This window comes from Paraburkholderia sp. Ac-20340 (assembly GCF_017104965.1).
Taxonomy (GTDB): Bacteria; Pseudomonadota; Gammaproteobacteria; order Burkholderiales; family Burkholderiaceae; genus Paraburkholderia.
In genome coordinates, this window is record NZ_JAAGPR010000056.1 from 1 (window position 1) to 22,742 (window position 22,742).

The 22,742-nt window shown below is 64.9% G+C and carries 23 protein-coding genes; 8 read left to right on the forward strand and 15 right to left on the reverse strand.

From position 1 onward, the window contains the following. Positions 1–344: 344 nt before the first annotated feature. The 7 genes from G3N59_RS35570 to G3N59_RS35600 form a co-directional block, all read right to left on the reverse strand. Entirely contained in the window at positions 345–899 is a 555-nt protein-coding gene (locus tag G3N59_RS35570; RefSeq protein ID WP_205987682.1) for a phosphonate degradation HD-domain oxygenase, read from the reverse strand. Positions 900–945: 46 nt separating this feature from the next. Beyond that, positions 946–1,602, reverse strand: coding sequence for a GntR family transcriptional regulator (locus G3N59_RS35575; protein ID WP_205987705.1), 657 nt, complete (start codon positions 1,600–1,602; stop codon positions 946–948). Between the two features lie 13 nt (positions 1,603–1,615). Then, complete coding sequence (gene phnV / locus G3N59_RS35580; protein ID WP_205987706.1) at positions 1,616–2,479, reverse strand: 2-aminoethylphosphonate ABC transport system, membrane component PhnV; 864 nt, start codon at positions 2,477–2,479, stop codon at positions 1,616–1,618. Positions 2,480–2,486: 7 nt separating this feature from the next. Beyond that, positions 2,487–3,395, reverse strand: a complete 909-nt coding sequence (locus tag G3N59_RS35585; protein WP_205987683.1) for a 2-aminoethylphosphonate ABC transporter permease subunit — start codon at positions 3,393–3,395, stop codon at positions 2,487–2,489. Further along, complete coding sequence (gene phnT, locus G3N59_RS35590) at positions 3,373–4,479, reverse strand: 2-aminoethylphosphonate ABC transport system ATP-binding subunit PhnT (protein WP_205987684.1); 1,107 nt, start codon at positions 4,477–4,479, stop codon at positions 3,373–3,375. Before phnT ends, G3N59_RS35585 begins: the two co-directional genes overlap by 23 nt. A 62-nt stretch (positions 4,480–4,541) precedes the next feature. Beyond that, entirely contained in the window at positions 4,542–5,627 is a 1,086-nt protein-coding gene (phnS, locus tag G3N59_RS35595; protein WP_205987685.1) for a 2-aminoethylphosphonate ABC transporter substrate-binding protein, read from the reverse strand. Positions 5,628–6,066: 439 nt separating this feature from the next. Then, a complete protein-coding gene (locus G3N59_RS35600; RefSeq protein WP_205987686.1) occupies positions 6,067–6,822 on the reverse strand; it encodes a DeoR/GlpR family DNA-binding transcription regulator in 756 nt (251 codons plus the stop codon). A gap of 258 nt (positions 6,823–7,080) precedes the next feature. On the opposite strand from G3N59_RS35600, the gene G3N59_RS35605 reads away from it, so the two are divergent. Continuing rightward, on the forward strand, positions 7,081–8,649 hold the full coding sequence (locus G3N59_RS35605) for an AarF/UbiB family protein (protein WP_205987687.1): 1,569 nt from the start codon (positions 7,081–7,083) through the stop codon (positions 8,647–8,649). Between the two features lie 177 nt (positions 8,650–8,826). Further along, positions 8,827–9,720, forward strand: a complete 894-nt coding sequence (locus tag G3N59_RS35610; protein WP_205987688.1) for a DMT family transporter — start codon at positions 8,827–8,829, stop codon at positions 9,718–9,720. Positions 9,721–9,744: 24 nt separating this feature from the next. Here the strand turns inward: G3N59_RS35610 and G3N59_RS35615 are convergent, their stop codons facing one another. Beyond that, positions 9,745–10,806 (reverse strand): L,D-transpeptidase, encoded by a 1,062-nt coding sequence (locus tag G3N59_RS35615; protein WP_241024820.1) that lies wholly within the window; start codon positions 10,804–10,806, stop codon positions 9,745–9,747. A 289-nt stretch (positions 10,807–11,095) separates the two neighbouring features. Between G3N59_RS35615 and nadE the strand changes: the two genes are divergently transcribed. Then, on the forward strand, positions 11,096–11,959 hold the full coding sequence (nadE, locus tag G3N59_RS35620) for an ammonia-dependent NAD(+) synthetase (protein ID WP_205987689.1): 864 nt from the start codon (positions 11,096–11,098) through the stop codon (positions 11,957–11,959). Positions 11,960–11,968: 9 nt separating this feature from the next. Here nadE and G3N59_RS35625 read toward each other — a convergent pair whose 3' ends face one another. Both G3N59_RS35625 and G3N59_RS35630 read right to left on the reverse strand, forming a co-directional pair. Then, positions 11,969–12,250 (reverse strand): RNA-binding protein, encoded by a 282-nt coding sequence (locus G3N59_RS35625; RefSeq protein WP_205987690.1) that lies wholly within the window; start codon positions 12,248–12,250, stop codon positions 11,969–11,971. A gap of 336 nt (positions 12,251–12,586) precedes the next feature. Next, on the reverse strand, positions 12,587–13,084 hold the full coding sequence (locus G3N59_RS35630) for a hypothetical protein (RefSeq protein ID WP_241024821.1): 498 nt from the start codon (positions 13,082–13,084) through the stop codon (positions 12,587–12,589). Positions 13,085–13,647: 563 nt separating this feature from the next. On the opposite strand from G3N59_RS35630, the gene G3N59_RS35635 reads away from it, so the two are divergent. Next, positions 13,648–14,160 carry a DUF1993 domain-containing protein gene (locus G3N59_RS35635; protein ID WP_205987692.1) on the forward strand — a complete coding sequence of 171 codons (513 nt, stop codon included), beginning with the start codon at positions 13,648–13,650 and terminating at the stop codon, positions 14,158–14,160. Between the two features lie 92 nt (positions 14,161–14,252). On the opposite strand, the gene G3N59_RS35640 is transcribed toward G3N59_RS35635, so the two are convergent. Beyond that, positions 14,253–14,879: a LysE family translocator gene (locus G3N59_RS35640; protein ID WP_205987693.1), complete on the reverse strand. Its 627-nt coding sequence runs from the start codon at positions 14,877–14,879 to the stop codon at positions 14,253–14,255. Positions 14,880–15,015: 136 nt separating this feature from the next. Here G3N59_RS35640 and G3N59_RS35645 point away from each other — a divergent pair, with 136 nt between their 5' ends. Further along, on the forward strand, positions 15,016–15,480 hold the full coding sequence (locus G3N59_RS35645; RefSeq protein ID WP_205987694.1) for an Lrp/AsnC family transcriptional regulator: 465 nt from the start codon (positions 15,016–15,018) through the stop codon (positions 15,478–15,480). A 62-nt stretch (positions 15,481–15,542) separates the two neighbouring features. Further along, positions 15,543–15,776 carry a hypothetical protein gene (locus G3N59_RS35650; RefSeq protein ID WP_205987708.1) on the forward strand — a complete coding sequence of 78 codons (234 nt, stop codon included), beginning with the start codon at positions 15,543–15,545 and terminating at the stop codon, positions 15,774–15,776. A gap of 22 nt (positions 15,777–15,798) precedes the next feature. Here G3N59_RS35650 and G3N59_RS35655 read toward each other — a convergent pair whose 3' ends face one another. Continuing rightward, on the reverse strand, positions 15,799–16,992 hold the full coding sequence (locus tag G3N59_RS35655; RefSeq protein ID WP_205987695.1) for a fumarylacetoacetate hydrolase family protein: 1,194 nt from the start codon (positions 16,990–16,992) through the stop codon (positions 15,799–15,801). Between the two features lie 152 nt (positions 16,993–17,144). Between G3N59_RS35655 and G3N59_RS35660 the strand changes: the two genes are divergently transcribed. Beyond that, the gene (locus G3N59_RS35660; protein ID WP_205987696.1) at positions 17,145–17,891 is read left to right on the forward strand and encodes an IclR family transcriptional regulator; all 747 of its coding nucleotides are present in this window, start codon (positions 17,145–17,147) and stop codon (positions 17,889–17,891) included. A gap of 8 nt (positions 17,892–17,899) precedes the next feature. On the opposite strand, the gene G3N59_RS35665 is transcribed toward G3N59_RS35660, so the two are convergent. Together G3N59_RS35665 and G3N59_RS35670 are read right to left on the reverse strand one after the other, a co-directional pair. Further along, entirely contained in the window at positions 17,900–19,684 is a 1,785-nt protein-coding gene (locus G3N59_RS35665; RefSeq protein WP_205987697.1) for an IlvD/Edd family dehydratase, read from the reverse strand. Positions 19,685–19,861: 177 nt separating this feature from the next. Continuing rightward, positions 19,862–20,866, reverse strand: coding sequence for a LacI family DNA-binding transcriptional regulator (locus tag G3N59_RS35670; RefSeq protein ID WP_205987709.1), 1,005 nt, complete (start codon positions 20,864–20,866; stop codon positions 19,862–19,864). 208 nt (positions 20,867–21,074) lie between these two features. On the opposite strand from G3N59_RS35670, the gene G3N59_RS35675 reads away from it, so the two are divergent. Beyond that, entirely contained in the window at positions 21,075–21,908 is an 834-nt protein-coding gene (locus G3N59_RS35675) for an isocitrate lyase/phosphoenolpyruvate mutase family protein (protein WP_205987698.1), read from the forward strand. Positions 21,909–21,934: 26 nt separating this feature from the next. On the opposite strand, the gene G3N59_RS35680 is transcribed toward G3N59_RS35675, so the two are convergent. Continuing rightward, the gene (locus G3N59_RS35680) at positions 21,935–22,735 is read right to left on the reverse strand and encodes a DUF2135 domain-containing protein (RefSeq protein WP_205987699.1); all 801 of its coding nucleotides are present in this window, start codon (positions 22,733–22,735) and stop codon (positions 21,935–21,937) included. Positions 22,736–22,742: the final 7 nt, after the last annotated feature.

Sequence of the window (22,742 nt, forward strand, 5' to 3'; positions counted from 1 at the left end):
ATTATCATCAAGCGCCCACACTTATCGGCTGTAAATTTTTAAAGATCGATTCGCGAACACCAGTCAGACTTGAAACTTTCCGGCGGGTTCTGCGTCGCTGCGTCAGCAGCAGAGAAACGAGATTATGCAGAGTATCGAACGATCCGTCAACAAGTTTTTTAACTTCACTTAAAACTCGCTGGCGTTACTGCTTGTCGCTCAACAGACTTCAGCGCCTTTAATAAAAGCTTCCCGTCTCCCCACATCCTCATATTGAGAATGCGAAGGAGCGGCATTCTAGTCATGTGAGCTCTATCTGGCAAGCGGTTTTTGAGCCGCCTGAAACTGGCAGGAAGGAAACTGTCTTAAGCGTGGCGCTGCATCACGCGATCGACGATCTGCAGGTAATGGTCGAGGTCCGGCGTTTCTTTACCGGCGATCTTCGCGAGATCATCCCAACGACGCAGACGCACCGCATCGTCGGCATAAGGGCGGGCGGCGAAAGCGCGCGCGCCTTCTTCATCGAAGATACCGCCTTGCAGCTGCAGACTGCGCACCGAATCGGCGGACAAACAACTGAAGTACGCTTCGTCGGTGGCGCATAGGTAGCGCTTCGCATCGACGTGCAGGCGGATCGGCTCCAGCACGCTCTCCGGCAGAATCGGCCGCAGAAACGGCAGCGCATAGTATTGATGCAGGTCGTCGATACCGCGTTCGGTCGGCGTTTCGCCCTGATGATTCAGCAGATGCCCGAGGTCGTGCAGGAACGCCGCCGCCACGAGTTCCTCGCTCGCGCCCTGCTCTTCCGCCAGCGCACCGCTTTGCAGCGCGTGCTCCAGTTGCGTGACCGGCTCGCCGCTATAAGCCTGTCCGCCGTGCTGCTCGAACAAGCCGCGAATATCTTCCAGACTGAGTGCCATATTCCCCATTTCCTTTCGTCGAGCCCTGCTGCGCGAGCATCACTTGCTACGCGCGCATTTGCGCAGCCGCTTCGTCGGCGTCGCGGGATGCTAGCGCATTCAACACCGCGCGATGCTGCGCAAACGCGGCTTCGCGCTGCGCGTCGTCAAGCTCGGTGCGATTCGATAGCCGCGCCTCGCTCACCGCACGTTGATACGACTCGTGCAGCTTGCCATTGCCCGCCGCCGCAACCAGCGCATCGCGAAACGCCGCGCGTGCTTGTGCGAATTCGCTATCGTCGTCGAGTGCGTCGCGCATTGCGTCCAGGCGTGCGCGCAACTCGGCGACCTGGGCTGCGTCGATACGCGCCGCCAGCATCCGGCACGCCGCCTCTTCAAGCACCGCGCAAAGCGCAGCGAGTTCGCGCGCCTCGAGATCCGACACGCTACGCACAAACACGCCGCGATGCTTCTCGTTGCGCACGAGCCCGGTCTGCTCGAGCGCACGCAGCGCTTCGCGCACCGGTCCGCGCGACACCTGCAGCCGCGCGGCCCATTCCGCTTCCACCAGCTTTGCGCCCGGCGCCAGTTGACCGCGCGTAATGCAACGCTCGATCTCCACACGCACAAGGTCGGTCAGCGAATGCTGGCGCACCATCGCGATGGGCGCGGCGGCACTCTCAGAGGCGTCGCGATCACGCCGATGCACGGCATCGATCCGCATGGCTTCCATCGACTCAATCCGCGCGTTTGCGAGGCGCACGCGCCGCAATCAGCAACAGCGCCACCAGCGAAACGATCAGCAAAATCAGCGAGAGCGCCGAGGCCGGCAGATAGTAACCACGCTCCACCGCGCCCACCACGACGATCGGCACCGTCGCAAATCCGGGCGGATAAACCGTAAGCGTCGCGCCGAGTTCGCCGAGCGAGAGCGCAAAGCCCAGCGCGAGACTCGCGCGGATCGCCGGCACCAGTTGCGGCAGCACCACGCGACGCAACACCATCGCGGGCGGCGCACCGAGGCTCGCGGCCGCTTCGCGCAGAACCGTCAACTCCGGGCGCAGCGCCGCCGACGCGCACCGATAACAAAACGGCAGCACCAGCGCCAACTGCACAAAGACAACGATTGCCGCCGAGCTAGACAGATCCACCGGCGCCTTGTGATAAGCGATCAGCACGGCCAGACCGAGCACCACGCTCGGTACGCCATTGGGCACCATCGCGAGCGTATCGACGACCACGCCCAGCCCCTTGCGATCGCGTCCCTCCAGCGCGAGCGCGAGCCACAGGCCCAGCGCCGTACCGAGCACCGCCACGCCAAAGCCAATCTCCAGGCTCGTCACGAGCGCATCGAAATCGCTCGAACCCAGCCGCTCGAACCAGCGCATGCTGAAACCATCGGGCAGGATCGTGCCGGACCAGTGCGAAGCCACGCTCGACAGCGCCACCACGATCACCGGCAGCACAAACAGCCAGAAACACAGCAGCGCAGCCAGCGCGAGCAGCACGCCACTGCCGATCCGCGCAACGAAGCCACGTTCGACCGGCCGCGCGCGCAGATGCTTCGGCGGCAGCGTGACGGCGTCCGTCGCCGGATTCATCGAAGAATTACTTGCCATTGCGCGCGCCTCCATGACTGCGGCGATTCACGCGCCGATACAGCGCATACAAAGAGAGCGACATCGCGAGCATCACCACGGCACCCGCGGCGGCGGTCGGCAGATCGAGATCGACGGTTGCCGAGCTATAGATCGCCACCGGCAGCGTGACCAGATGCGCGCTGCCGAGCACGAGCAGAATGCCGAATTCGTTGAACGTCAGCAGGAAACAAAGGATCGTGCCCGCGGCGATACCCGGCCACGCGAGCGGCAGAATCACGCGCGCCGCGACCATACGGTTGTTCGCGCCCAGGCTGCGCGCCGCTTCGATCAAACGCATGTCGAGCAGCGCAAACGCGGCGAGCGTCGGGCGCACCACGAAGGGCGCGTAGAACACCACCTCCGCCAGCACCACCCCGCCGATACCGAACAGGAAATCGAGCGGCGGCGCTTGCAGATGAAAGAGCTGCTGCAAGCCAATGCTCACCGAACCCTGCGAGCCGTACAGAAAGATCAGCGTGAACGCGACCAGAAACGACGGGAACGCCACGAACAGTTCCAGAAAGCGCGTGACCAGCTGCGCGCACGGAAACGGTTTGAAGAACAGGATCGCCGCAATCGCCACGCCGAGCAGCGAGGCCACGCCCGCGCTCAGGAACAGAATCCACAGCGTCGTGCCGATCACGCCGCGCGAATCGGGATTGCCGAAGAACGTTGCGTACGCACCGAAACTCAGACCATGCGCGCCCGTCAGGCTCAGCAATACGAGCCGGAACAGCGGATAGACCACGAGCGGCCCGAGCACGAACACGAGCAGAAACGCGATATGCCATTGCGCGCGGCGTTCGCGGCGGCGCACGGCGGCTGCGTGGGCGTCCGCGCCCGGCAGCGAGAGATCAGGGGTTGATAAGGACGACATCGTCAGCCTCGTAACGCAGGGAGACGCGCATGCCTTTTTCCGGCGTCATGCCGTGGCCGCGCTGCATGGTGACGAGCACCGGTTCGTTCGGCATCGCGTCGAGCAAAACCGGCACGGAAAGCACCGAGCCATACCATTCGACCGACTCGATCGTGCCGTGCAACTGGCCTTCGCCAAGCGGCGCGATGCGCAGGCTTTCCGGCCGCAGGCAGGCGAGCTTGTCGCGCACATCGTGACGCGGATCGCCAACCGGAAACGCCACGCCCGGCGGCAGCAGGTTTGCCGCGCCCAGATAACGCGCGACGTAGGCGTCATTCGGCGTGTCGTAGAGTTCCTGCGGCGTGCCGAGCTGGGCGATATGACCGTCGCGCATCAGCAGCGTGCGGTCCGAGAGCACCAGCGCGTCGTCCTGATCGTGCGTCACGCAGACGATCGTCAGGTTCGGCAGGCGCTCGTGCAGCGCCTTCAATTCCGAGCGCACCGAAGCGCGCAGATTGGCGTCGAGCGCCGAAAGCGGTTCGTCGAGCAGCAGCACATCGGGCTCGATCACGAGCGCACGCGCGAGCGCCACGCGCTGCTGCATGCCGCCCGACAGCTGCGCAGGCATCACGTGGCCCTGATCGCCGAGTTGCACGAGCTTGAGCGCATCGGCCACGCGGCGGGCGATATCGCGCGACGGCACGCGGCGCGCCTTGAGGCCGAACGCCACATTCTCGAACACCGACAGATGCGGGAACAGCGCGTAGCTCTGGAACAGCAGCCCCAGATTGCGCTGATGCGGCGGCACATGCGTGAGGTCGCGACCGGCGACGGTCAGCGAGCCTGCAAGGCCATCGGCTTCGATGAACCCGGCGATGAAACGCAGCAAGGTGGTCTTGCCGCAACCGCTGCGGCCGAGCACGGTCAGCAACTCGCCGCGACGGATGGTGAGCGACAGATCGTTGAGCACCGTGCGCGTGCCGAAACGCACGCTCAGGTGATCGATCTGCACGCCCGCCGCGCCGTGCGCGCCGGTTGCATCGAGGCCGGACGCGTCCGGCAGTGCGCGGGCCATATCGGCCGACGCAAGGCTTGCGGTATTCACCGGGTTCATCTCCTGCATGTGATACGGGTATGACTGGACCAGACTGCCTGAATCAGACGGCCTTACTTCGGCTTGACGACTTCGAGCTGCTTACCCGACGAGCCGATCACTTCGTTCTTCCAGCGCGTCGTCCAGTCAGCCTTCTTCGCCATCACCTGGTTCCAGTCCACCGGAATCAGCTTCACGCCGTCGATCGCCTGCTTGACCGCTGCACCGTTCTTGCCCGTGAGCGCCACGTCCGTGCGGCCCGGAATACCGAAGATGTCCGGCACCTTCGACTGCACATCCGTCGACATCAGATAGTCGATCAGCTTCTTGCCTTCGTCCTGGTTCGGACCGTTCTTGATCAGGCCGATCGCGTACGGCAGCTGGAACGTGGTCGGATGGCCGCTGGCGTCGGCGGCAAGGAAGATCGGCTTGAGCGAGAGGCCGCCGTTGGCTGCGTCGTCGAGATCCATCTGCAGGTCGCCGTTGGCCACCGAGATTTCGTTACGCGAGAGCAGCACGTCGAGGTAACCCGTGCCCTTGGTGTGGAACTTGGCGCTCTGCTCGAGCTTCTTGAGGTAGTCGAACGCCTTGTCTTCGCCCATCAGCGAGGTCGTGAGGATGATCACGGCCATGCCGTCGCCCGCCGTGGCCGGGTTCGAGTAGGCGATCTTGCCCGAGTAGTCCGGATGCAGCAGATCGGCGAAAGTCTTCGGCTGGTTCTTGACGACTTCCGGGTTGATCGCGAACGAGAAGTAGTTGTTCACGAACGTCGCCCACGAACCGTCGGTCGCCTTGGCGATCGTCGGCACGTTCTTGTAGTTCACGCTCTGGTACGGCTGCAGCAGGCCGCTTTGCTGGGCCTGCTGGATAAACGGCGGCAGCGTGATGATCACGTCGGCCTTCGGTGCGTCTTTTTCGACGTTGGCGCGGTTCACCACTTCGCCACTGCCGGCCGTCACGATATTGACCTTCACGCCTTCCTTCTTCTCGAAGGCCGGCAGAACGTCGCGGTAGAGATTTTCGAGGCCGTCAGCCGTGTACAGCACGACGGCGTTGGCGGCGTGGGCGCTCATCGCTGCGCATTGCAGCAGCGTGGCGGCAACCATCATCGGCAGGGCCTTGCGAGCGAAACCCGCGCGATGGGAATTCCTGTGGTTCATGTCACTCTCCGAAGGCAAAAACCATGTGCTCGGGGCTACCCGATGCGTGTTTAATGAGTCGTCGAACGTCGGCGGACTGCGCCGCCTGCCATTGCCCATCCGCTGCGGTCCGGTGTGGCGCCCGGATTGCAGATTGTCTGCAATCCGTCGCTGCCACCCTAAAACCGCCCGGCCGCCCGGCGCGCCCGGGACCTCCCGTTTCGCGCGCCAGCCCCGTCTGTACAGGCCCGGCAAGAATTACAGGTTTTCATGACACCGCCATGACGATTGTGGCGTTTGTCAAAAAATTCCACAATTCGCCAAAAATAAGCAACTTGGCACACGTGAGGCGGCGCGTGCGAAAACCTCCGCACACGCGTCGGATCAGTGAATCAGAACAAAAAGAAGAATTGATGCGCGGCGTACGAAAGCGCCGCGCCTGAAGCAGGAGGGAGGTAAATCAGGCGACCACGAGTTCCGGCCCGCGCGACTCGATGGCGCGCGCCACACCCTTTTCGGGCGCCAGTTCGGTGATGACGTAACGCGCGCGCTCGAAGCCGTTGATGCGAACCGGCGTCATGCGGCCGAATTTCGAATGGTCCGCCACGACGATCGCACAGGCGGCGGCGGTGAGCATGCGGCTGCGCACTTCGGCGACCATGCGCGAGTAATCGGTCAGCCAGCCGTCCGCGGTAATGCCGCCCGCGCCGACAAAAGCGTAATCGGCGTGATATTGCGTCAGTTGCAGCACGGTATCGAGGCCAAACGTGGCTTCCTCGTGATCGGACAACTCGCCGCCCAGCAGCGTCACGCGATTTTCGTTGCGACGGCCCAGCAGCAAGGCGATGCGCCAGTCGTTCGTATAGACCGTGAGGCGATGCCGGTCCATCAGCGCGCGCGCCAGCGCATGCGTCGTGCTGCCCGAATCGATGATGACGGACGCGCCATCAGGCACGAACTCTGCTGCGCGTTCGCCGATCGCGCGTTTGGCGCTGGCATTGGCGGTGTCGCGCACGTCGAGATCGGGCTCGCGCCGATCGCTCGAAAGCGCGCCGCCGTGCGTCGTGACCAGCAGGCCGCGCCCGGCCAGCGTGTTGAGATCGCGGCGGATGGTCTCGCGCGAAACCCGCAGTTCGCGCACGAGGTCCGCAACCGACAGCGCGCCGGTGCGATTCACTTGCGAAAGGATGTATTGGTGACGTTGTTCTGCGAGCATCGGGGGGGCAATCGGACAATCGGACGTAAATCGGCGGGCTTGAACCGGTAAAGCCGCCGTATTGTATTACGCGCATTCAAGGGCCGCGCTGATGCCTCCCGATGCAGCGCGCATGCGGCATACGCGCATGCGCAAAAACCGGGCGAAAACGCGCCCTGCCATCGCGCGATCATCCCTGCTAATCTCGTGTTGGCCGCCGGGGCGCCGGACGGTCAACCGTTCTATCGTTAATGCGACGCTATTGCGACCGCCGAATTCATGCGTTCAAGACTTCGCCAACTGCGTCTTCTGTTCTGCGCACTGCGCTATGGCATCCGGCTGATCTGGCTTGCCGCACCCGAACACCACAAGCTGCACTGGATCGTGTCGCTCGCGGCGCGCATGCGCGAGGACGAAAAGCTCGCCGCGCATCTGTCGAGCGCCCTGCCGCGCCTCGCGCCGATTGCGAGCGCGTTCGCACAATCCGTCGCCACGCACCCGGAACTGGCGACCTCGACCTTGCACGACGCCATCGACACGATCGAGCACTTCGAAGAACCGCTCACGCCCGACCAGTTGAACGCCACCTTTCAGCACGCGTTCGGCAAAGCGCCGCAGGATCTTTTTTCGTGGATCGACCCCACGCCTTGCCACAACGGCTGGTGCGAACAAACCCACGTCGCGCGCTTGAAACTGCCGGCCAACGGCCATCAGATGGTGACCGTGCGCGTGCTGCGCGCAAAGCAGGCTCAGGAAGTCGATGACGACGCCGCGCTGCTCTGCGCAGTCGCACGCTGGCTCGAACGCTTTTCGAGCGGTGCGCGCAAGCTGAAGCTGCGCACCCTCGCCCAGACGCTGCGCGACGATCTGCAACGCCGCTTCGACCTGCGCGCGCAGGCCGCCAACCTGAGCCAGAGCGGCCATCATCTCGCCGACGACAAACGCGTGCTCGTGCCCGACGTGATCTGGGACTTCTGCACGCCGCAGACGCTGACGGTCGAGCACGTCGATACCTTGCGCGCCACCGACATCGCCGGTCTGACGATGCATCACATCAACGTCACGGTGGTGGCCGCGCACCTGATCGAAGTGGTCACACAGCAGGCGTTCGAACACGGCTTCTTCCATGCGGCCTTCGACGCGCGACGCGTCGCCGTGAGCATCGAACCCGCCACGCGCGGGCGGCTGGTGTTCGCGAGCGCGGCGCTGATGACCTCGCTGTCTTCGCCGGAACGCGAATTCTTCGTGCATGGCGCGACGGCGCTGTTCGAGCAGGACTATGGGCGGCTGGCGACGCTGCATCACGTCGCGGGCCATGTGCCGGCGCATGCGCGCCCCGAACAGATCGAAGCGGAACTGCGCACCCGCGCCGAAGCCCATTTCGCCGACGATGCCAACGATCGCAGCGCCGGCGCGCTGTTCCACCATCTGCTGAATGCCGTGCAGCCGTTTGGCGGCGCGGTGTCGCCGCGGCTGGCTGCGGCGCAACGCGCGTTCGGGCAGGCGGAGGCGCTGGCGCGCACGATTCATCCCGATGTCGATGCGTGGGGTATCGCGAAAACCACGCTCGGCGATATCGCGCGGCGCGATCTGGGTCCGCACGGCTGGATCAATCGGCTTGCGCAGGAGTTGCCGCATCTCGCGCAGATCGGGCCGCGCGTGCCGCAGCTTATCTATCGCTTCATGCACCATCACGCCGGCGCGCAGCATGGGCAGCGCGGTGCGCATGGGCAGGCGCAGGCCGCGTTGCTCGATGAAATGCGTCGCGAAAACCGGCGCACGCGCGCGCTGCTGATTGCCTGTGCGTTGAGCGGAACGCTGATCGGCGTGGCGGCGACGTTTTTCTAGCGCGCCTTTATTTTGTGCGCCGCCACCCTCACTCAACTTATAGGCGCCGCGCGAAACTGGCTGTTAGTTGCAATTCAAACATGACGAGGCGAGTGCAGTCCTGAACAAGACTGCCGCGTCGTGCGCGGGCGATACTCCGGGCCTTTCGCTCAACCGCGCGCGCCCAAAACCAAACCGATGCTCGCCTCGCTCACGCCCACGCTGTTCGTCTTGCTCTGGTCGACGGGTTTTGTCGTCGCCCGCGCCATCGCGCCTTACGCCGATCCCAACCTGTTCCTGCTCGCGCGCTTCGGCGGCACGGCGCTGCTGTTCGCCTGCGTGGCGCTCGCGATGCGCGCGCCCTGGCCGCGCGGACGCGAAATCGGCAAACACCTGTTCGCCGGCGCCTTGCTGCAAGGCGTGTATCTGGGTGCGGGCTACTGGGCCGTCGCACAAGGCCTGAGCGCGGGAGTCATGGCGCTGCTCGGCGCACTGCAGCCGCTCCTGACCGCCGCGCTCGCCGCGCCCCTGTTCGGCGAGAAGATTTCGCTGCGGCGCTGGCAAGGTCTCGGGCTCGGCCTCGCTGGCGTGGTGCTCGTACTGATGCCGAAACTGCTGCCGAAACTCCAGGCCAGCGCGCACGCAGCCGCCGACGGCGTCGCGCACGCGAATCCGCTGCTCGTGGTGCTTGTCTCGGTGCTGTCGATCGGCGCCATCACGGCGGGCACTCTGTATCAGAAGACCTCGCTCGCAAAGGCCGATATCCGCAGCGCGAGCGCCGTGCAGAACGCGGGCGCGGCGATCGTCGCGGCGCTGCTGGTGCTCGCGCTGGGCGAGCATCGCTGGATCGCCTCGCCAACATTGTGGATTTCGCTCGCGTGGGGTATCGCGATGCTGTCAGGCGCGGGCGTAACGCTGCTTGTCTGGATGGTGCGTCACGGCGATGCGGCCCGCGCAACGGCACTGCTATTTCTCGCGCCGCCGCTCGCCGCGCTGGAAAGCTGGCTGCTGTTCCGCGAAACGCTCACGCCGCTGCAACTCGCAGGTTTCGGCGTGGCGCTCGCGGGCGTGCTGATCGCGCGGCGCGGCTGAGCACGCCGCGCGGCGAATGCCGCGTCAATCGGCGTTATCGCCGCCCTTGGGCAGCTTTGCGCGCGCCTGGCTGCCCGGCGCTGGCGACCAGGCCGGCCGCGTCTTGCGCGCCGAGTCGATCACGACGATAAAGCGCCCCGCATACGGCGTGATATTGCGGCCCGGATGCAGCACCCACAGCGATTTGCCCGACGCGACGAGCGCCTCGTATTCGGCATCGATGATGCCGTTATGGTCGATAAACGTATTGAGCGAGGCCGGAATGCGCACGCAGCCCTTCGAATGGCGGATGCCGAGCAGCGGTTCGAGTCGGTCGGGATCGGTCGCGTGCATCTGGAAACGCATCTGCGAAAAGCCGCCCTTGCCCCAACCGCGCTCGCCGTCGACCCAGCCCAGATCGTAGATGCGCATATCGCGCTTGCCGTAGCCGCGAATGCCGTTGTCGTTCATCGTGCCTTCGGCGCGGAAATCCATGTTCGACGGCGTGTGCTCGAACACACCAGGCGGCGTAAGAAAGTGATCGAATTCGCCGGGCCGGCCCGTTGCGACCGGCGATGCGCCGATCATCTGCCAGGCCTCGCCCGGCATCGCGCGGAAATAGATGAAAAGCGCCTGCACGTTCGCGCTGCGATCCACGAGGATGACGTACTCGCCCGCCAGCGCGCCGAGATTCTTGGCGTCGAGCGCGGCTTGCAGACGCTGGCCATAGGCGCGCTGATCGGCCAGCGGCACGCGCAGGCGGCGCGTCACGCTGCGCGCGAAGGTGTCGCGCATGGCGAGTGCGCGACGGGTTTCGTCGGCGGCCTGTTCGGGCGTCAGTTTGGGATGCTCGGGCAGCACGAGCGGCGCGGGCCCCGAGGCGGCGACAGGCGCGGAAGCAGCCGTGGTCGACGCCGGAGATGCGGCTGATGCCGCTGGCACGGCGGAAGTTGATTGCGCAGATGGCGCGGATATAGCCGCCGAGGCGGAGGCAGCCGCCGAAGCCGCTCTCGAAGCCGATGCCGAAGCAGCTGACACACCTGACGCGCCCGGCGCCACCGCAGCATCCGCCGCCGCAGCGCTCGCGCACCAACCCCACGCGCACAGCGCCGCCAACAGCGCAAACGCCCGCGCAGGCCGCGCACGCAGCAGCACTGGCCACGCACCGTGATAATGAGCGGTGCCTCCCCGGACACCGCCGTCTACGCACGCCTGAGCGCCGCGCGAAGCATATTCGTTCATCGTGAATCCGGCAGAGTTTTGTCTGAGATCGGACGCTTTCGTGGCCGACAAACCATGCCCTGCAAATTACGCGCCCGGACCGTTCACCATTAAACCAGACATCGCGCATCCGCCGCCGCGCGACTGGGCAAACCTCAACGAGCGAGAAACTTCAATGAACGCAGAAGCCGCATTGCAACAGGAAACACCGCGCGAAATCGCAGCCGCACTGGGCGTGAGCGCCGAGTTTTCCCCGCAGGCCGAAATCGAACGCCGCGTCGCTTTTCTCGCCCACAGCCTGCGCAACAGCGGACTGCGCGCGCTGGTGCTCGGCATCAGCGGCGGTATCGATTCGACAACGGCCGGGCGTCTCGCACAACTCGCCGTCGAAGCGCTGCGCGCGCAAGGCCATGCGGCGCGCTTTATCGCCATGCGCCTGCCCTACGGCACGCAGCGCGACGAAGCCGATGCCGCCGCCGCGCTCGCCTTCATCCAGCCCGACGAAACGCTGACCACCGACATCGCCCCGCCCGCCGACGCGATGCTCGCCTCGCTCGCCGCAGGCGGCCTGGCGTTCGCCGACGCGGCCCAGCAGGATTTCGTGCTCGGCAACATCAAGGCGCGCGAGCGGATGATTGCGCAATACGCGGTGGCGGGCGCACGCGCGGGACTCGTGGTCGGCACGGACCACGCGGCGGAATCGCTGATGGGTTTCTTCACGAAGTTCGGCGATGGCGGCGCGGATGTGCTGCCGCTGGCCGGTTTGACGAAACGCCGCGTGCGGGCGCTGGCGCGCCAGCTTGGCGCGCCGCAAGGTCTCGTCGATAAAACACCGACGGCGGATCTCGAAACCCTACGCCCGCTCAGACCCGACGAAGACGCCTACGGCCTGGGCTACGACGCCATCGACGATTTTCTGGAGGGCAAGCCGGTGAGCGCGGCAGCGCGCGAAACGATCCTGCGCTTTTACAACGCAACGCGACACAAGCGTGCGCTGCCCTACACGCCCGATCAACCGATACCGCGCGACGTCAATTGAACGAAATGCTCAGGGCGCGGAGGGCCAGTGCTTTTCCGGCTCCTCGCTATCGAACGGCGGCGCGCTGACCTGCAGCGTCACGCCGGCAAGGCGCCGGCTCTGCAATTCGCGCGCGACGGCCTCGCCCACGTAAGGCACTTCCGAATCGAGTTCGAGATCGGCGTGGGCGTTGGGCGTGCCCGCGTCGTACACCGTGACGGCCTTGGCGTAATGCCCGAGTTCATGCTTGAAAAAATCGCGCACTTCCTGCTCGCTGCAGGTTTCGGGGACGTTCCAGACAGTCAGGTGCATATCGATCTACCGGTAGTGGCGCGGACGGTTCGCGCGAACGCGCACGGGTTGCAGACTCGCCGCCGCCCTCGCGCGCATCCAGATGGACTGGCCGAGCAAGGCCGCGGAAAGCAGGACAAGTATCGAAAGGCCGGACGCTAACATTTCGTTCACTCCTTCTTATTGATATAAGTCAGAGTAGACCGATTTCTCAGCGACTGCACTGCGTCAAATTGTCGGAATGCCGGGCGCAGCGCGACATCGCGAAGCGCGCCGCAATGCGCGTGCCACGAGCGCGCGACGCGCAGACCGTAGTGGGAAAATCCGCAAAAGGGGACGATTCAAAAGGCCGACGGTTCAAGGCCCTTCGTCGCGGCTCGCCGACGTGGTATCGCCGAAATCGGTGCCGCATTGCATGCGCGTGAGCTGATCGTACTGACGCGACCAGTTGCCCGCGATAGTGGCCTGAGCCTGCGCGAGCGACATGCGGCCCGCGCAGACGCAGCGCTTCAGACGCACCGTGAGCAACGACTTGCGGCGTTCGCCCGCGTGACCGCCCCACGGCAACAGATCGAAATTCGCCGATGCATCGGGCGAGCCGCCCAGCAGGATCGGCACATGACGGTCGAGCGCGTACGTGACGCCATCTTCAGCGTCGATGCCGCGCGCCGCCAGCAGGCGCTCTTTCAGGGCCATTGCCGCGTCGAACGACGGCGCCACGGTATCTGCGTAACCGGGCCGGCAGATCGTTTCCGCGACCGATTCCTGCGACACGCGCGCGTCGAGCAAGCGCGGATCTTGCGCCCAGGCGGGCAGACTGCGCACCGCACCGCCCACGGCGAGCGCCAGCAGCATGCCATGCAGCGCTGCACGCGCGCGCGGCGTCTTCCAACGCGCCGCACCTTTTGCCATGCGACGCACGGTCAGACAAGTTTCTGCCAATTCTGCGTTCATGGTAAATGCACCATACGCTGCCGTACGATGCTGAATGGATGGTCAATGCTGCCTAATTAAAACACATTCGAATTTTTGCGGGGTGAATCTGCACAAGAACGCCATGCGCAGGAGCGGAGTTTGCGCAGGCGGCGCCGGCTTGTGTAACGCTCTTGCAGCCGGTTTGCGGGCGACGCAGTCAGCAGGATGGCCAGTCATGCTGAAATGCGTCACATCGCTAAGCATCCGACACGAAACAGAAAATTTATTTCGGCATCCCGATTAATATTCGGGCGCCGGTGAATTTCTAACACGCGTTTCATCTCGCTCCAGCACCGATATCAAATCAGACGTCCATGCGTATGCGCAAGATCGGCCGTTCGGCCAATGGCAGCCGTAAACCCGTTGGCGCATAATGGTCCGCCCGCTGCAACTCCGCACCGGTGGAGTGACGCGTGCCCAAATCAAGGAAACGAGGAATCCCCATGTCCATCACCATGTATCAAGCCTCGGTGCCCGTGCTCGTGCACGGTCTCGCCAACCTGCAGAACATCATCGGCAAGGCGCAGGCGCACGCGGCCGAGAAGCAGATCGACCCTTCGGTGCTGACCGGTGCACGGCTTTTCCCCGACATGCTGCCGCTCGCGCGCCAGATCCATATCGCCACGGATACCGCCAAGGGTTGCGCCGCGCGTCTCGCAGGCGTGGACGCGCCGAAGTTCGACGACGTGGAGGTGAGCTTCGACGACCTGCACACGCGCATCCAGAAGACCATCGACTATCTGAATACCTTCAAGCCGGAACAGATCGACGGTACGGAAGACAAGAGCATCACGCTGAAGATGCGCACGGGCCCGATCGACTTCACGGGTCAAAGCTATCTACTGGGCTTCGTGCTGCCCAACTTCTTCTTTCATGTGACCACGGCCTACGACATCCTGCGCCATAACGGCGTAGAACTCGGCAAGCTCGACTATCTGGGCGGCCGCCCGAACTAAGGCGCGGCGCGAAGCTGCAGCGGCCGCCTGGGTCCGAAGACCGGGGCGGCCGCTGCGGAAAAACTGCGGAAAAAATGCGGGATAGCGTCGGCTCAGTCGAGCGAAAGACGCACCGCGAAGCCGATCAACGCGGAAGAAAATGCCCACTTCTGCACGGTCTGCGCGAGCGGATGGCGGCGCAGCCAGACGGCAATGCGCGCCGCCCCCAGCACATAAAGAACATCGAACAGCGCGCAGACGATCACCAGCACAATGCCCAGTTCGATCACCTGCAGCCAGACCGAACCCAGATCCGGGCGAATGAACTGCGGCAGCAACACCGAGCAGAACAGCAACGCCTTCGGGTTGAGCAGATTGGTCAGCAAGCCTTTGAGGAAATCCGCGCGTAACGGGCGTTCCACGGCCACGCCATCCGCTTGCGGCAGCGCGAAAACCGGCGCGCGGAAAATCTGCACGGCAATCCAGGTCAGGTAAATCGCGCCCACATAGCGCACCACTTCGTAGAGCCACGGCGCGTTGTGCAGCAACGCCGCCAGCCCGCACGCCGACAGCGTCACATGCGTCGCGCGCGCCAGCCCAAGCCCGCAAGCCGCCGCAAAACCCCGCCGCGCGCCGCGGCTCATGCTGGTTTGCATCACCAGCGCCATATCCGCGCCAGGCAGTGCGCAAACGACGATCAGTGCGGCAATGAACATCAACAACAGGTGGGCGGAAATCATGATGGCCTCGACTGGAAGAGGCTCTATGTTGCCGCTAAATCAGGAGCGATTTATGGCGTATTGGGTAGCGAAAACCTCGCCATCGAGTGGAATGCTCTAAAATTCACGCATCCGAACAGGAAAAGCACTCACGCCCATGAGCGACCTCGACAAACTCGATCGCGCCATCCTCGGCGCCTTGCAGGCCGATGGCCGGATGCCCAATGCGCGCCTCGCGGAAACGGTCGGTTTGAGCGAAACGCCCTGCGCGCGCCGCCTCAAGCGGCTGGAGCAGGACGGCTATATCGAGCGCTACCGCGCGATGCTGTCGCGCCGCGCGCTCGGCTATGGCGTGGTCGCGTATGTGTCGGTGCGCTTTGCGGTGCACGACCGCGCGCTGGCCGACCGTTTCGAGCGCGAAGTCTGCGCAATCGAGCGGATTCTCTCCTGCCACAACGTTGCCGGCACGGCGGACTATATTCTGATGATCGTCGCGCGCGATCTCGACGATTACGGCAACTTCATGCGCGACGAATTGCGCAGCCTGCCGGGCGTCACGTCGGTGGAATCGGCGCTGTCGATGCGCGAAGTGAAATCCGAAGGCGGATTGCCGCTATCCTGAACGCCGCCTTGCGGCTAGCCACTACAAACTGGAACACACTGGAGTTTTCGATGACCCAAGCATTGCCCCCCGAACAGGCGCGCGCCGAAGAAGCGGCCGCGATGGACCGCGTGCTGAACGCCACGCAACGCGTCAAATCCGCCTTCACGTCGCTGCAGACGCAATTCCCGCCGCAGGGCGAAGGCCGCCCGTCGCAGTTCGCGCTGCAGACTTTCGACGCCGCCCTGCAGGAACTCGAAGACGCCCAGGCCGCATTCGACGAACTGCTCAACGATCTGCTCGACGGCAACCGTTAAGCGTCGCGTCGCGTCGCGCCGTTCAGCCACCGACGGCGATGCCGCGCGCCGCGAGATTCGCGTAGAGCGCGCGCACGCCGAACGTCCACGGCGCGATCTCGTCGCTGAGTTTGACGGTGTTGACGAGCGCGCCCAGTTGCGGCGCTGATATCGTCACCACATCGCCGATGTGATGCGTGAAGCCGGAGCCCGGCGCGTCGCGGTCCTGGATCGGCGAGAACATCGTGCCGAGAAACAGCATGAAGCCGTCCGGGTATTGATGATGCGTGCCGCAAGTCTGCGCGACGAGTTGCAGCGGATCGCGGCTGATTTCGCGCATGTGGCTCACGCCGTCGAGCACGAAATGATCGTCCGCGCCTTCCACGCGTAGCGAAACGCTTGCCGCGCGTACCGAATCCATCGTGAAGCGCCCGTCGAACAGGCGCACGAACGGACCGATCGCGCACGAGCCGTTATTGTCCTTGCACTTGCCGAGCAAAAGCGCCGAACGGCCTTCGATATCGCGCAGGTTCACATCGTTGCCGAGCGTCGCGCCCACGGTTTCTCCGCGCGCATTCACCGCCAGCACGATTTCCGGTTCCGGGTTGTTCCAGGCCGAAGCCCGCAGCAAACCCACATCCGCGCCAAAGCCCACCGCCGACATAGGCTGGGATTTCGAAAATACTTCGGCATCCGTACCAATCCCCACTTCGAGATATTGCGACCACGCACCGCGACGCTGCAACTCGGCCTTCAGACGCATGGCGGCGTCCGAACCCGGTTCGATGGCCGAAAGATCCGTGCCGATCAGCGCCGTGATGGTCTCGCGCACCTGTGCCGCCTTCGCGCGGTCGCCGCCCGCCTGCTCTTCGATCACGCGCTCCAGCAGACTCACCGCAAACGTCACGCCGCAAGCCTTGATCGCCTGCACATCGCAGGGCGCGAGCAGATGCGCGCGAGTTGACTCTTTCTGCACGCCGGGCAAGCTCGCCGCGAGCAGATCCTTCACATCGCCGATTAACTCGCCGGGCGCGTGGCGCGCGATCTCGACGGCGTCGGCGCGATCGAACAGGTCCGCCGTGGTCGCCACCGTGCGCGTGATATCGAACACCTGGCCGCCGCGCACGACAATCACGCCCGGTCCTTCGTGCGCGCCGTCGCGCCGCCACACGCGGCCGACCAGCAAAGCATCGTCGAGATCGACGGGCAGGAAAGCGGAAACGGACGATTCAGTCATGAGCATCAACCTGTTGCGTGATTGAAGTAAATAAGCGCGGTAATGCAATGTCAGCGACAACGCGCAACGATCGTATGATCGGCCACGCACGCTGTCCAACCAGATGCTAGTATTTCCAACCTGTTGGAAGCCGCCGATACGCCCAGGTCACCATGTCCACTGCCTACGAAGTGCCCGCGCTCAAGCGCATTCACGACATCCTCGACGTTCTCGCGCACGCGCAGGCACCCGTGCGCGCGGCCGTCATTGCGGAGCAAACCGGGCTATCGCGCAGCACGCTGTATCTGATGCTCGATTCGCTGGAACGCAGGCGCTGGATCGAAAAGCGCGCGGATGGTTACATCGTCGGCGTGACGCTGTTCGAACTGGGCAGCGCGTATGTGCGCCACGACCGACTGCACGACGCCTTCCGCCACGAAGCCGCAAGCTTTATCGCCAAGCACAACGAGGTCGTGCAACTTGCCGTGCTCGACGGCACGGAAGTCGTCTATATTGCGCGCGAAGATCCGGCCCGCCCGGTGCGGCTGATTTCCGATCTCGGCTCGCGCCTGCCCGCCCATTGCTGCGCGCTGGGTAAGGCGCTGCTCGCCAGTCTTTCGGATGCCGAAATAATGACGATCGTGCCGAAGCAACTCCCGGCCATCACGCCCAATACGATCACGCGGCGTCAGGATTTGCTGCTCGCGCTCGATGCGATCCGCCGTTCGGGACTCGCGCACGAGCGCGAAGAAGTCACGGCGGGTCTCACGTGTTTCGCCGCGTTCGTGGGCGTGACGGCGCTCGGCAAGCGCGTGGCGGTGAGCACGAGTCTGCCGCTCGAACGTATCGATGCGCGCCGCGAAAAGCGCATCGCCATCGCCGTCGTGGAGATGGCGCATCGCATCGGCAAGACGCTTTAAGTCGCGCGTCAGTGCGAGTGACGCGGCTCGCCGCGCTCCTCGATCACACGCAGATACAGCGTGGCCGGTTCGAGACAACCGCCCGTCGATAACTGGCCCACAGTCTGCCGATAAAGCGCCTGCCACGGCGTTTGCGAAGGCGGCGCGTCAAATGCCGCGTGCTCGCGACGCTGCGCCAGTTCCTGCGCATCGATCAGCAGTTCGACGCGCCGCGCGTTCAGATCGACCTTGATGCGGTCGTCCGTGCGCAGCAGCGCGAGGCCGCCGCCCACGGCCGCTTCCGGCGACATGTTGAGTATCGACGGACTCGCCGACGTGCCGCTCTGCCGCCCGTCGCCCATGCAGGGCAGCGACGTCACGCCGCGCTTCACGAGTTCGGAGGGCGGCGCCATGTTCACCACTTCTGCGCTGCCCGGATAACCGACCGTACCGCAGCCGCGTATCACCAGCATGCAGCGCTCGTCGATATTCAACGCGGGATCGTTGATGCGCGCGCGATAGTCCTCGGGGCCGTCGAACACGATGGCGCGCGCTTCGAACACATTTTCCGCGCCCGGCTCGCTCAGATACGTCTTGCGAAACGCCTCGCCCACCACCGACATCTTCATGATCGCGCTATCGAAGAAGTTGCCCGACAGCACGATGAAACCCGCGCCATGCATGAGCGGCGCATCGCAGGTGTGAATCACGTCGCGGTCGGCGGCGGGCGCGGCATCGGCAATCTCGCCGGTCGTGCGGCCCGACACCGTGGCGCAATTGCGCCGCACGAGCCCCGCGCGATCGAGTTCGCGCAGCACCGCCGGCACGCCGCCCGCACGATGAAAACTCTCGCCCAGATATTCGCCGGCGGGCATCGTATTCGCGAGCAAAGGCACGGGCTCGCCAAAGCGCTGCCAGTCTTCGAGCGTGAGATCGACGCCGATATGACGCGCGATTGCGATCAGATGCGGCGGGCAATTCGTCGATGCGCCCAGCGCCGACGCCACCACGATCGCATTCTCGAACGCCGCCCGCGTCATGATGTGCGACGGCCGCACATCCTCGCGCACCAGATCGACGCTGCGCTTGCCCGTGACATACGCCATTTGTCCGCGCTCGCGGTACGCCGCCGGAATGCTCGCGCAGCCAGGCAAGGACATGCCCAGCGCTTCGGCGAGGCAATTCATCGACAGCGCCGTGCCCATGGTGTTGCAATGCCCGATCGACGGCGACGACGCCGTGGTGAGCGCCATAAAACCTTCGTAATCGATTTCGCCCGCCGCCAGCAGATTGCGCGCATGCCAGATGACCGTGCCGGAACCGACGCGCTTGCCCTCGTGCCAGCCGTCGAGCATCGGGCCGCCCGACAGGACGATGGCGGGCAGATCGACGGTGGCCGCCGCCATCAGACAGGCCGGCGTGGTCTTGTCGCAACCGGTCGTCAGCACCACGCCATCGAGCGGAAAGCCGTGCAGGATTTCCACCAGCCCGAGATAGGCAAGGTTGCGGTCGAGCGCGGCCGTGGGACGGCGGCTCTGCTCCGCGAGCGGATGCACGGGAAACTCCATCGGAATGCCGCCCGCGTCGCGAATGCCCGCTTTGACGCGCTCCGCGAGCGCAATGTGATGGCGATTGCAGGGCGCGAGATCGCTGCCCGTCTGCGCGATGCCGATAATCGGCCGCCCGGACTGCAACTCTTCGCGCGTGAGACCGTAATTCATGAAGCGCTCGACGTAGAGCGCGGTCATGTCCGCGTGCGCGGGATCGTCGAACCATGCCTGGCTGCGCAGGCGGCGTGCTGGCGTTTGGGCCATGATGCGTGTCTCCTGTCTCATCCGATTGATCTGCTGCGTCGGATCTATGGCTTACACATATCGAAATGTTACCGATAACATTTCGATACTAGCACGCGGCAAATGCAGCGCGCAGCCAGGGTGACTACGACATCCGAAAGGAGATAGAAAGCCTGCTTTTTACACGCGCTTAGGCGCTCAGGCGCTCTCGCGCTCGACCACGTTGTAGTGAATACGCGTCTTCACGGTGCGCCGCGCGTGCGCCCCGCTCTCGCTGTCCTCCGCGGCCAGCGCGCCGAGCAGCGCTTCGCCCGCGCGCCGCCCGATCCCGTAGGCATCGACGGAAACCGTCGTGATGGCCGGATGGCAGCAAGCCGCAATTTCGAAGTTACCGAAGCCCGCCACCGCGATCTGGCCCGGCACCGCGATGCCGCGCCGCTGGCATTCCATGATCGCGCCGAACGCCGACATATCGCTCACGCACATCACCGCCTCGGTATCGGGCCAGCGTTCGAGCAGCGCGGCCAGCGCGGGCGCGCCGTGGCTCATCGTGATCGGCGAATCGCCGTGGCGCACCATGCGCGGCTCGCCCAGCCCGAGCGCCTTCATTTCCTGCTGATAGCCCTTGAGGCGGTCGAGGCCGCGCCAGTCCAGCTCGCTCGCCCCGCCGATAAACGCGATGCGTTTATGCCCTTTGCCCGCCAGATAGCGCACCATTTCGCGCGCCGCGCTCACGTTCGAAAAGCCCACACTCATATCGATCGGATGCGCAGGCTGATCCCACATTTCGACGACCGGCACGCCCGAGCGTTCGAGCAGCGCGCGCGTGGCCTCCGTGTGCTGCGAGCCGGTCAGCGCGATGCAGCGCGGCTGATGGCGCAGCATCTGGCGCACGAGGCGCTCTTCGCGCTCCAGCGAATAATCGGTATCGCCGATCAGCAGTTCGAGCCCTTGCGCCTCCAGCACGGCGGTCAGGCCGCTCACGGTGTCCGAGAAGTTCGAGCTCGACATCGACGGCACCAGCACGGCGACAAACGACGAGCGCCCCGACGACAACGCGCCCGCCGCCGCATCGGCCACATAGCCAAGTTCGTCGATGGCGCGCTGCACGCGCGCACGCGTGGCTTCCGAGGCGCTGCGGCCCGCCAGCACGCGCGAAACCGTCATCTTCGATACCCCGGCGAGTTCGGCGACATCGGACATGCGCGGCGGCGTGGATTTCGGTGCGGGTGTCTTGACCATCGGGGCAAACGTGTCGAAGTGTGAACAGTGCATATGATAGCGGCAGCGGCGCGGGCCTCGTCCGCGCCGGCGGCCATCGCGATTCACGCACGGCTGAAGCACGACGGCGCGTGCTGGCGCACAATGCACGCTGCCTCTTCATGCACCCAACACGTTCAGGAGACACTCCATGCCCACCACGCCCCGCAGCGTCGCGGAAAAACGCGCCGCATTCCGCGCCCTGCATGCTTCGGGCTGCTTCGTATTGCCGAATCCGTGGGACGCAGGCAGCGCCCGCTATCTGGAAAGCGCCGGCTTCAAGGCGCTCGCGACGACGAGTTCGGGTTTCGCGTGGTCGCACGCTCACGCCGACAACCACGTCTCGCGCGATGCCGTGCTGGCCCATCTGCGCGACATCGTGGCGGCGACGAATCTGCCCGTCAACGCCGACTTCGAAAGCGGCTTCGGCGCCGACGCGGCGGGCGTGGCCGAAAGCGTGGGACTCGCGGTCGATACCGGCATCGCAGGGCTTTCCATCGAAGACTCCACCGGCAACGACGGCGCGCCGCTCCTGCCGCTGCACGTCGCCGTCGAACGCATGAAGGCCGCGCGCAGCGCCATCGACGCGCGCGGCGGCGATACCTTGCTGATCGGCCGGGCGGAGAACTTCGTCGCGGGCGTGCCCGATCTCGCCGATGCCATCGCGCGCCTCAAGGCTTACGCGGATGCAGGCGCGGACTGCCTCTACGCGCCGGGCCTGCACACGCGCGAACAGATCGAGGCGGTCGTGGCCGCCGTCGCGCCGAAGCCGGTGAATGTGCTGGTGGGATCGGTATCGGCGTTCACGGTGCCGGAACTCGCGGCGATGGGCGTGCGGCGCGTGAGCGTCGGCGGCGCGCTGGCGCGCGCGGCGTGGGGCGGATTTATCCGCGCGGTGGAAACGCTCAAGGAAGGCCGCTTCGATGGTTTTATCGACGCCGCGCCTGGCCATGCGCTCAACGATCTGTTCGGCAAAGCGCAGTGAGAACGCGCTCGTGAGCGCTCAGGAAATCAGGGAATCGTGAAGCGCTTCACGAGCGTCAGTTCGCCGGCCTTGCGCATCGGTGCGCGGATCGTTTCGCTCTTCTCGTTCGGCGTGCCTTCGTCTGTGATGATGGTGATCTGCGCCACCGTCATGTCGCTGCCGCTGTTGCCGCTGCCGTAGTAGTTCACGTACACCAGATACGTGCCGTGCAGCGGCGCGGCGCTCGAATAGATTTCGGGACCGTAGCCGGTCGTCACGTCCACGTCGAGCGCGCCGCCGTTGGGCGCGACGCGATCGGCGTAGAACGTGTGCACGCCGTCGGGCGACACCACATGCAGGTCGAGGTCAGTGCCGTCGGTGTCCCAGGCGAGCACGATGCGCAGGCGCGCGTGCGTCTTGTTCGCGTAGGCATCGTAGAACTGCACGCGCTTTTTCGTGCCGTCCTGGGTGCGCAACTCGACGCTATTGCTGCCCGCGCCGAACGCAAACGGCCGCGAGAACGTGCCGTCTTCTTCGATGCGCTGCGGCATCGGCGTGCCGTTCACGACCAGCGTGCCCACCGACGTCCCCGCCTTCGCTTTCGGCGCCGCCTTGATCTGCCCGGCGATCAGCGCGTTCGCGCTCTGGCCTTCGGGCGTGCTCACCGCCACCGCCGGATAGTGGACATCCTGCGTGTAACGCGCTTCGTCGCCGGCCGAATTGCGCCAGCCGTTCAGCGGCGCAGTGAAGTCGATGGTGTCGGCGTGCGCCGCGCCCGCGCAGATCGCAAGCGCAACAGCGGCCAGGCCGTGGCGCGCGGGACGTTGTTTGAGCGAGATCGCTTTCATGTGGGTT

Coding starts and splice junctions, on each gene's coding strand:
- G3N59_RS35570 (WP_205987682.1), bottom strand. CDS start 899: ATGGCACTCAGTCTGGAAGATATTCGCGGCTTGTTCGAGCAGCACGGC.
- G3N59_RS35575 (WP_205987705.1), bottom strand. CDS start 1,602: ATGCGGATCGATGCCGTGCATCGGCGTGATCGCGACGCCTCTGAGAGT.
- phnV (WP_205987706.1), bottom strand. CDS start 2,479: ATGAATCCGGCGACGGACGCCGTCACGCTGCCGCCGAAGCATCTGCGC.
- G3N59_RS35585 (WP_205987683.1), bottom strand. CDS start 3,395: ATGTCGTCCTTATCAACCCCTGATCTCTCGCTGCCGGGCGCGGACGCC.
- phnS (WP_205987685.1), bottom strand. CDS start 5,627: ATGAACCACAGGAATTCCCATCGCGCGGGTTTCGCTCGCAAGGCCCTG.
- G3N59_RS35600 (WP_205987686.1), bottom strand. CDS start 6,822: ATGCTCGCAGAACAACGTCACCAATACATCCTTTCGCAAGTGAATCGC.
- G3N59_RS35605 (WP_205987687.1), top strand. CDS start 7,081: ATGCGTTCAAGACTTCGCCAACTGCGTCTTCTGTTCTGCGCACTGCGC.
- G3N59_RS35610 (WP_205987688.1), top strand. CDS start 8,827: ATGCTCGCCTCGCTCACGCCCACGCTGTTCGTCTTGCTCTGGTCGACG.
- nadE (WP_205987689.1), top strand. CDS start 11,096: ATGAACGCAGAAGCCGCATTGCAACAGGAAACACCGCGCGAAATCGCA.
- G3N59_RS35625 (WP_205987690.1), bottom strand. CDS start 12,250: ATGCACCTGACTGTCTGGAACGTCCCCGAAACCTGCAGCGAGCAGGAA.
- G3N59_RS35630 (WP_241024821.1), bottom strand. CDS start 13,084: ATGCTGCTGGCGCTCGCCGTGGGCGGTGCGGTGCGCAGTCTGCCCGCC.
- G3N59_RS35635 (WP_205987692.1), top strand. CDS start 13,648: ATGTCCATCACCATGTATCAAGCCTCGGTGCCCGTGCTCGTGCACGGT.
- G3N59_RS35640 (WP_205987693.1), bottom strand. CDS start 14,879: ATGATTTCCGCCCACCTGTTGTTGATGTTCATTGCCGCACTGATCGTC.
- G3N59_RS35645 (WP_205987694.1), top strand. CDS start 15,016: ATGAGCGACCTCGACAAACTCGATCGCGCCATCCTCGGCGCCTTGCAG.
- G3N59_RS35655 (WP_205987695.1), bottom strand. CDS start 16,992: ATGACTGAATCGTCCGTTTCCGCTTTCCTGCCCGTCGATCTCGACGAT.
- G3N59_RS35660 (WP_205987696.1), top strand. CDS start 17,145: ATGTCCACTGCCTACGAAGTGCCCGCGCTCAAGCGCATTCACGACATC.
- G3N59_RS35665 (WP_205987697.1), bottom strand. CDS start 19,684: ATGGCCCAAACGCCAGCACGCCGCCTGCGCAGCCAGGCATGGTTCGAC.
- G3N59_RS35670 (WP_205987709.1), bottom strand. CDS start 20,866: ATGTCCGATGTCGCCGAACTCGCCGGGGTATCGAAGATGACGGTTTCG.
- G3N59_RS35675 (WP_205987698.1), top strand. CDS start 21,075: ATGCCCACCACGCCCCGCAGCGTCGCGGAAAAACGCGCCGCATTCCGC.
- G3N59_RS35680 (WP_205987699.1), bottom strand. CDS start 22,735: ATGAAAGCGATCTCGCTCAAACAACGTCCCGCGCGCCACGGCCTGGCC.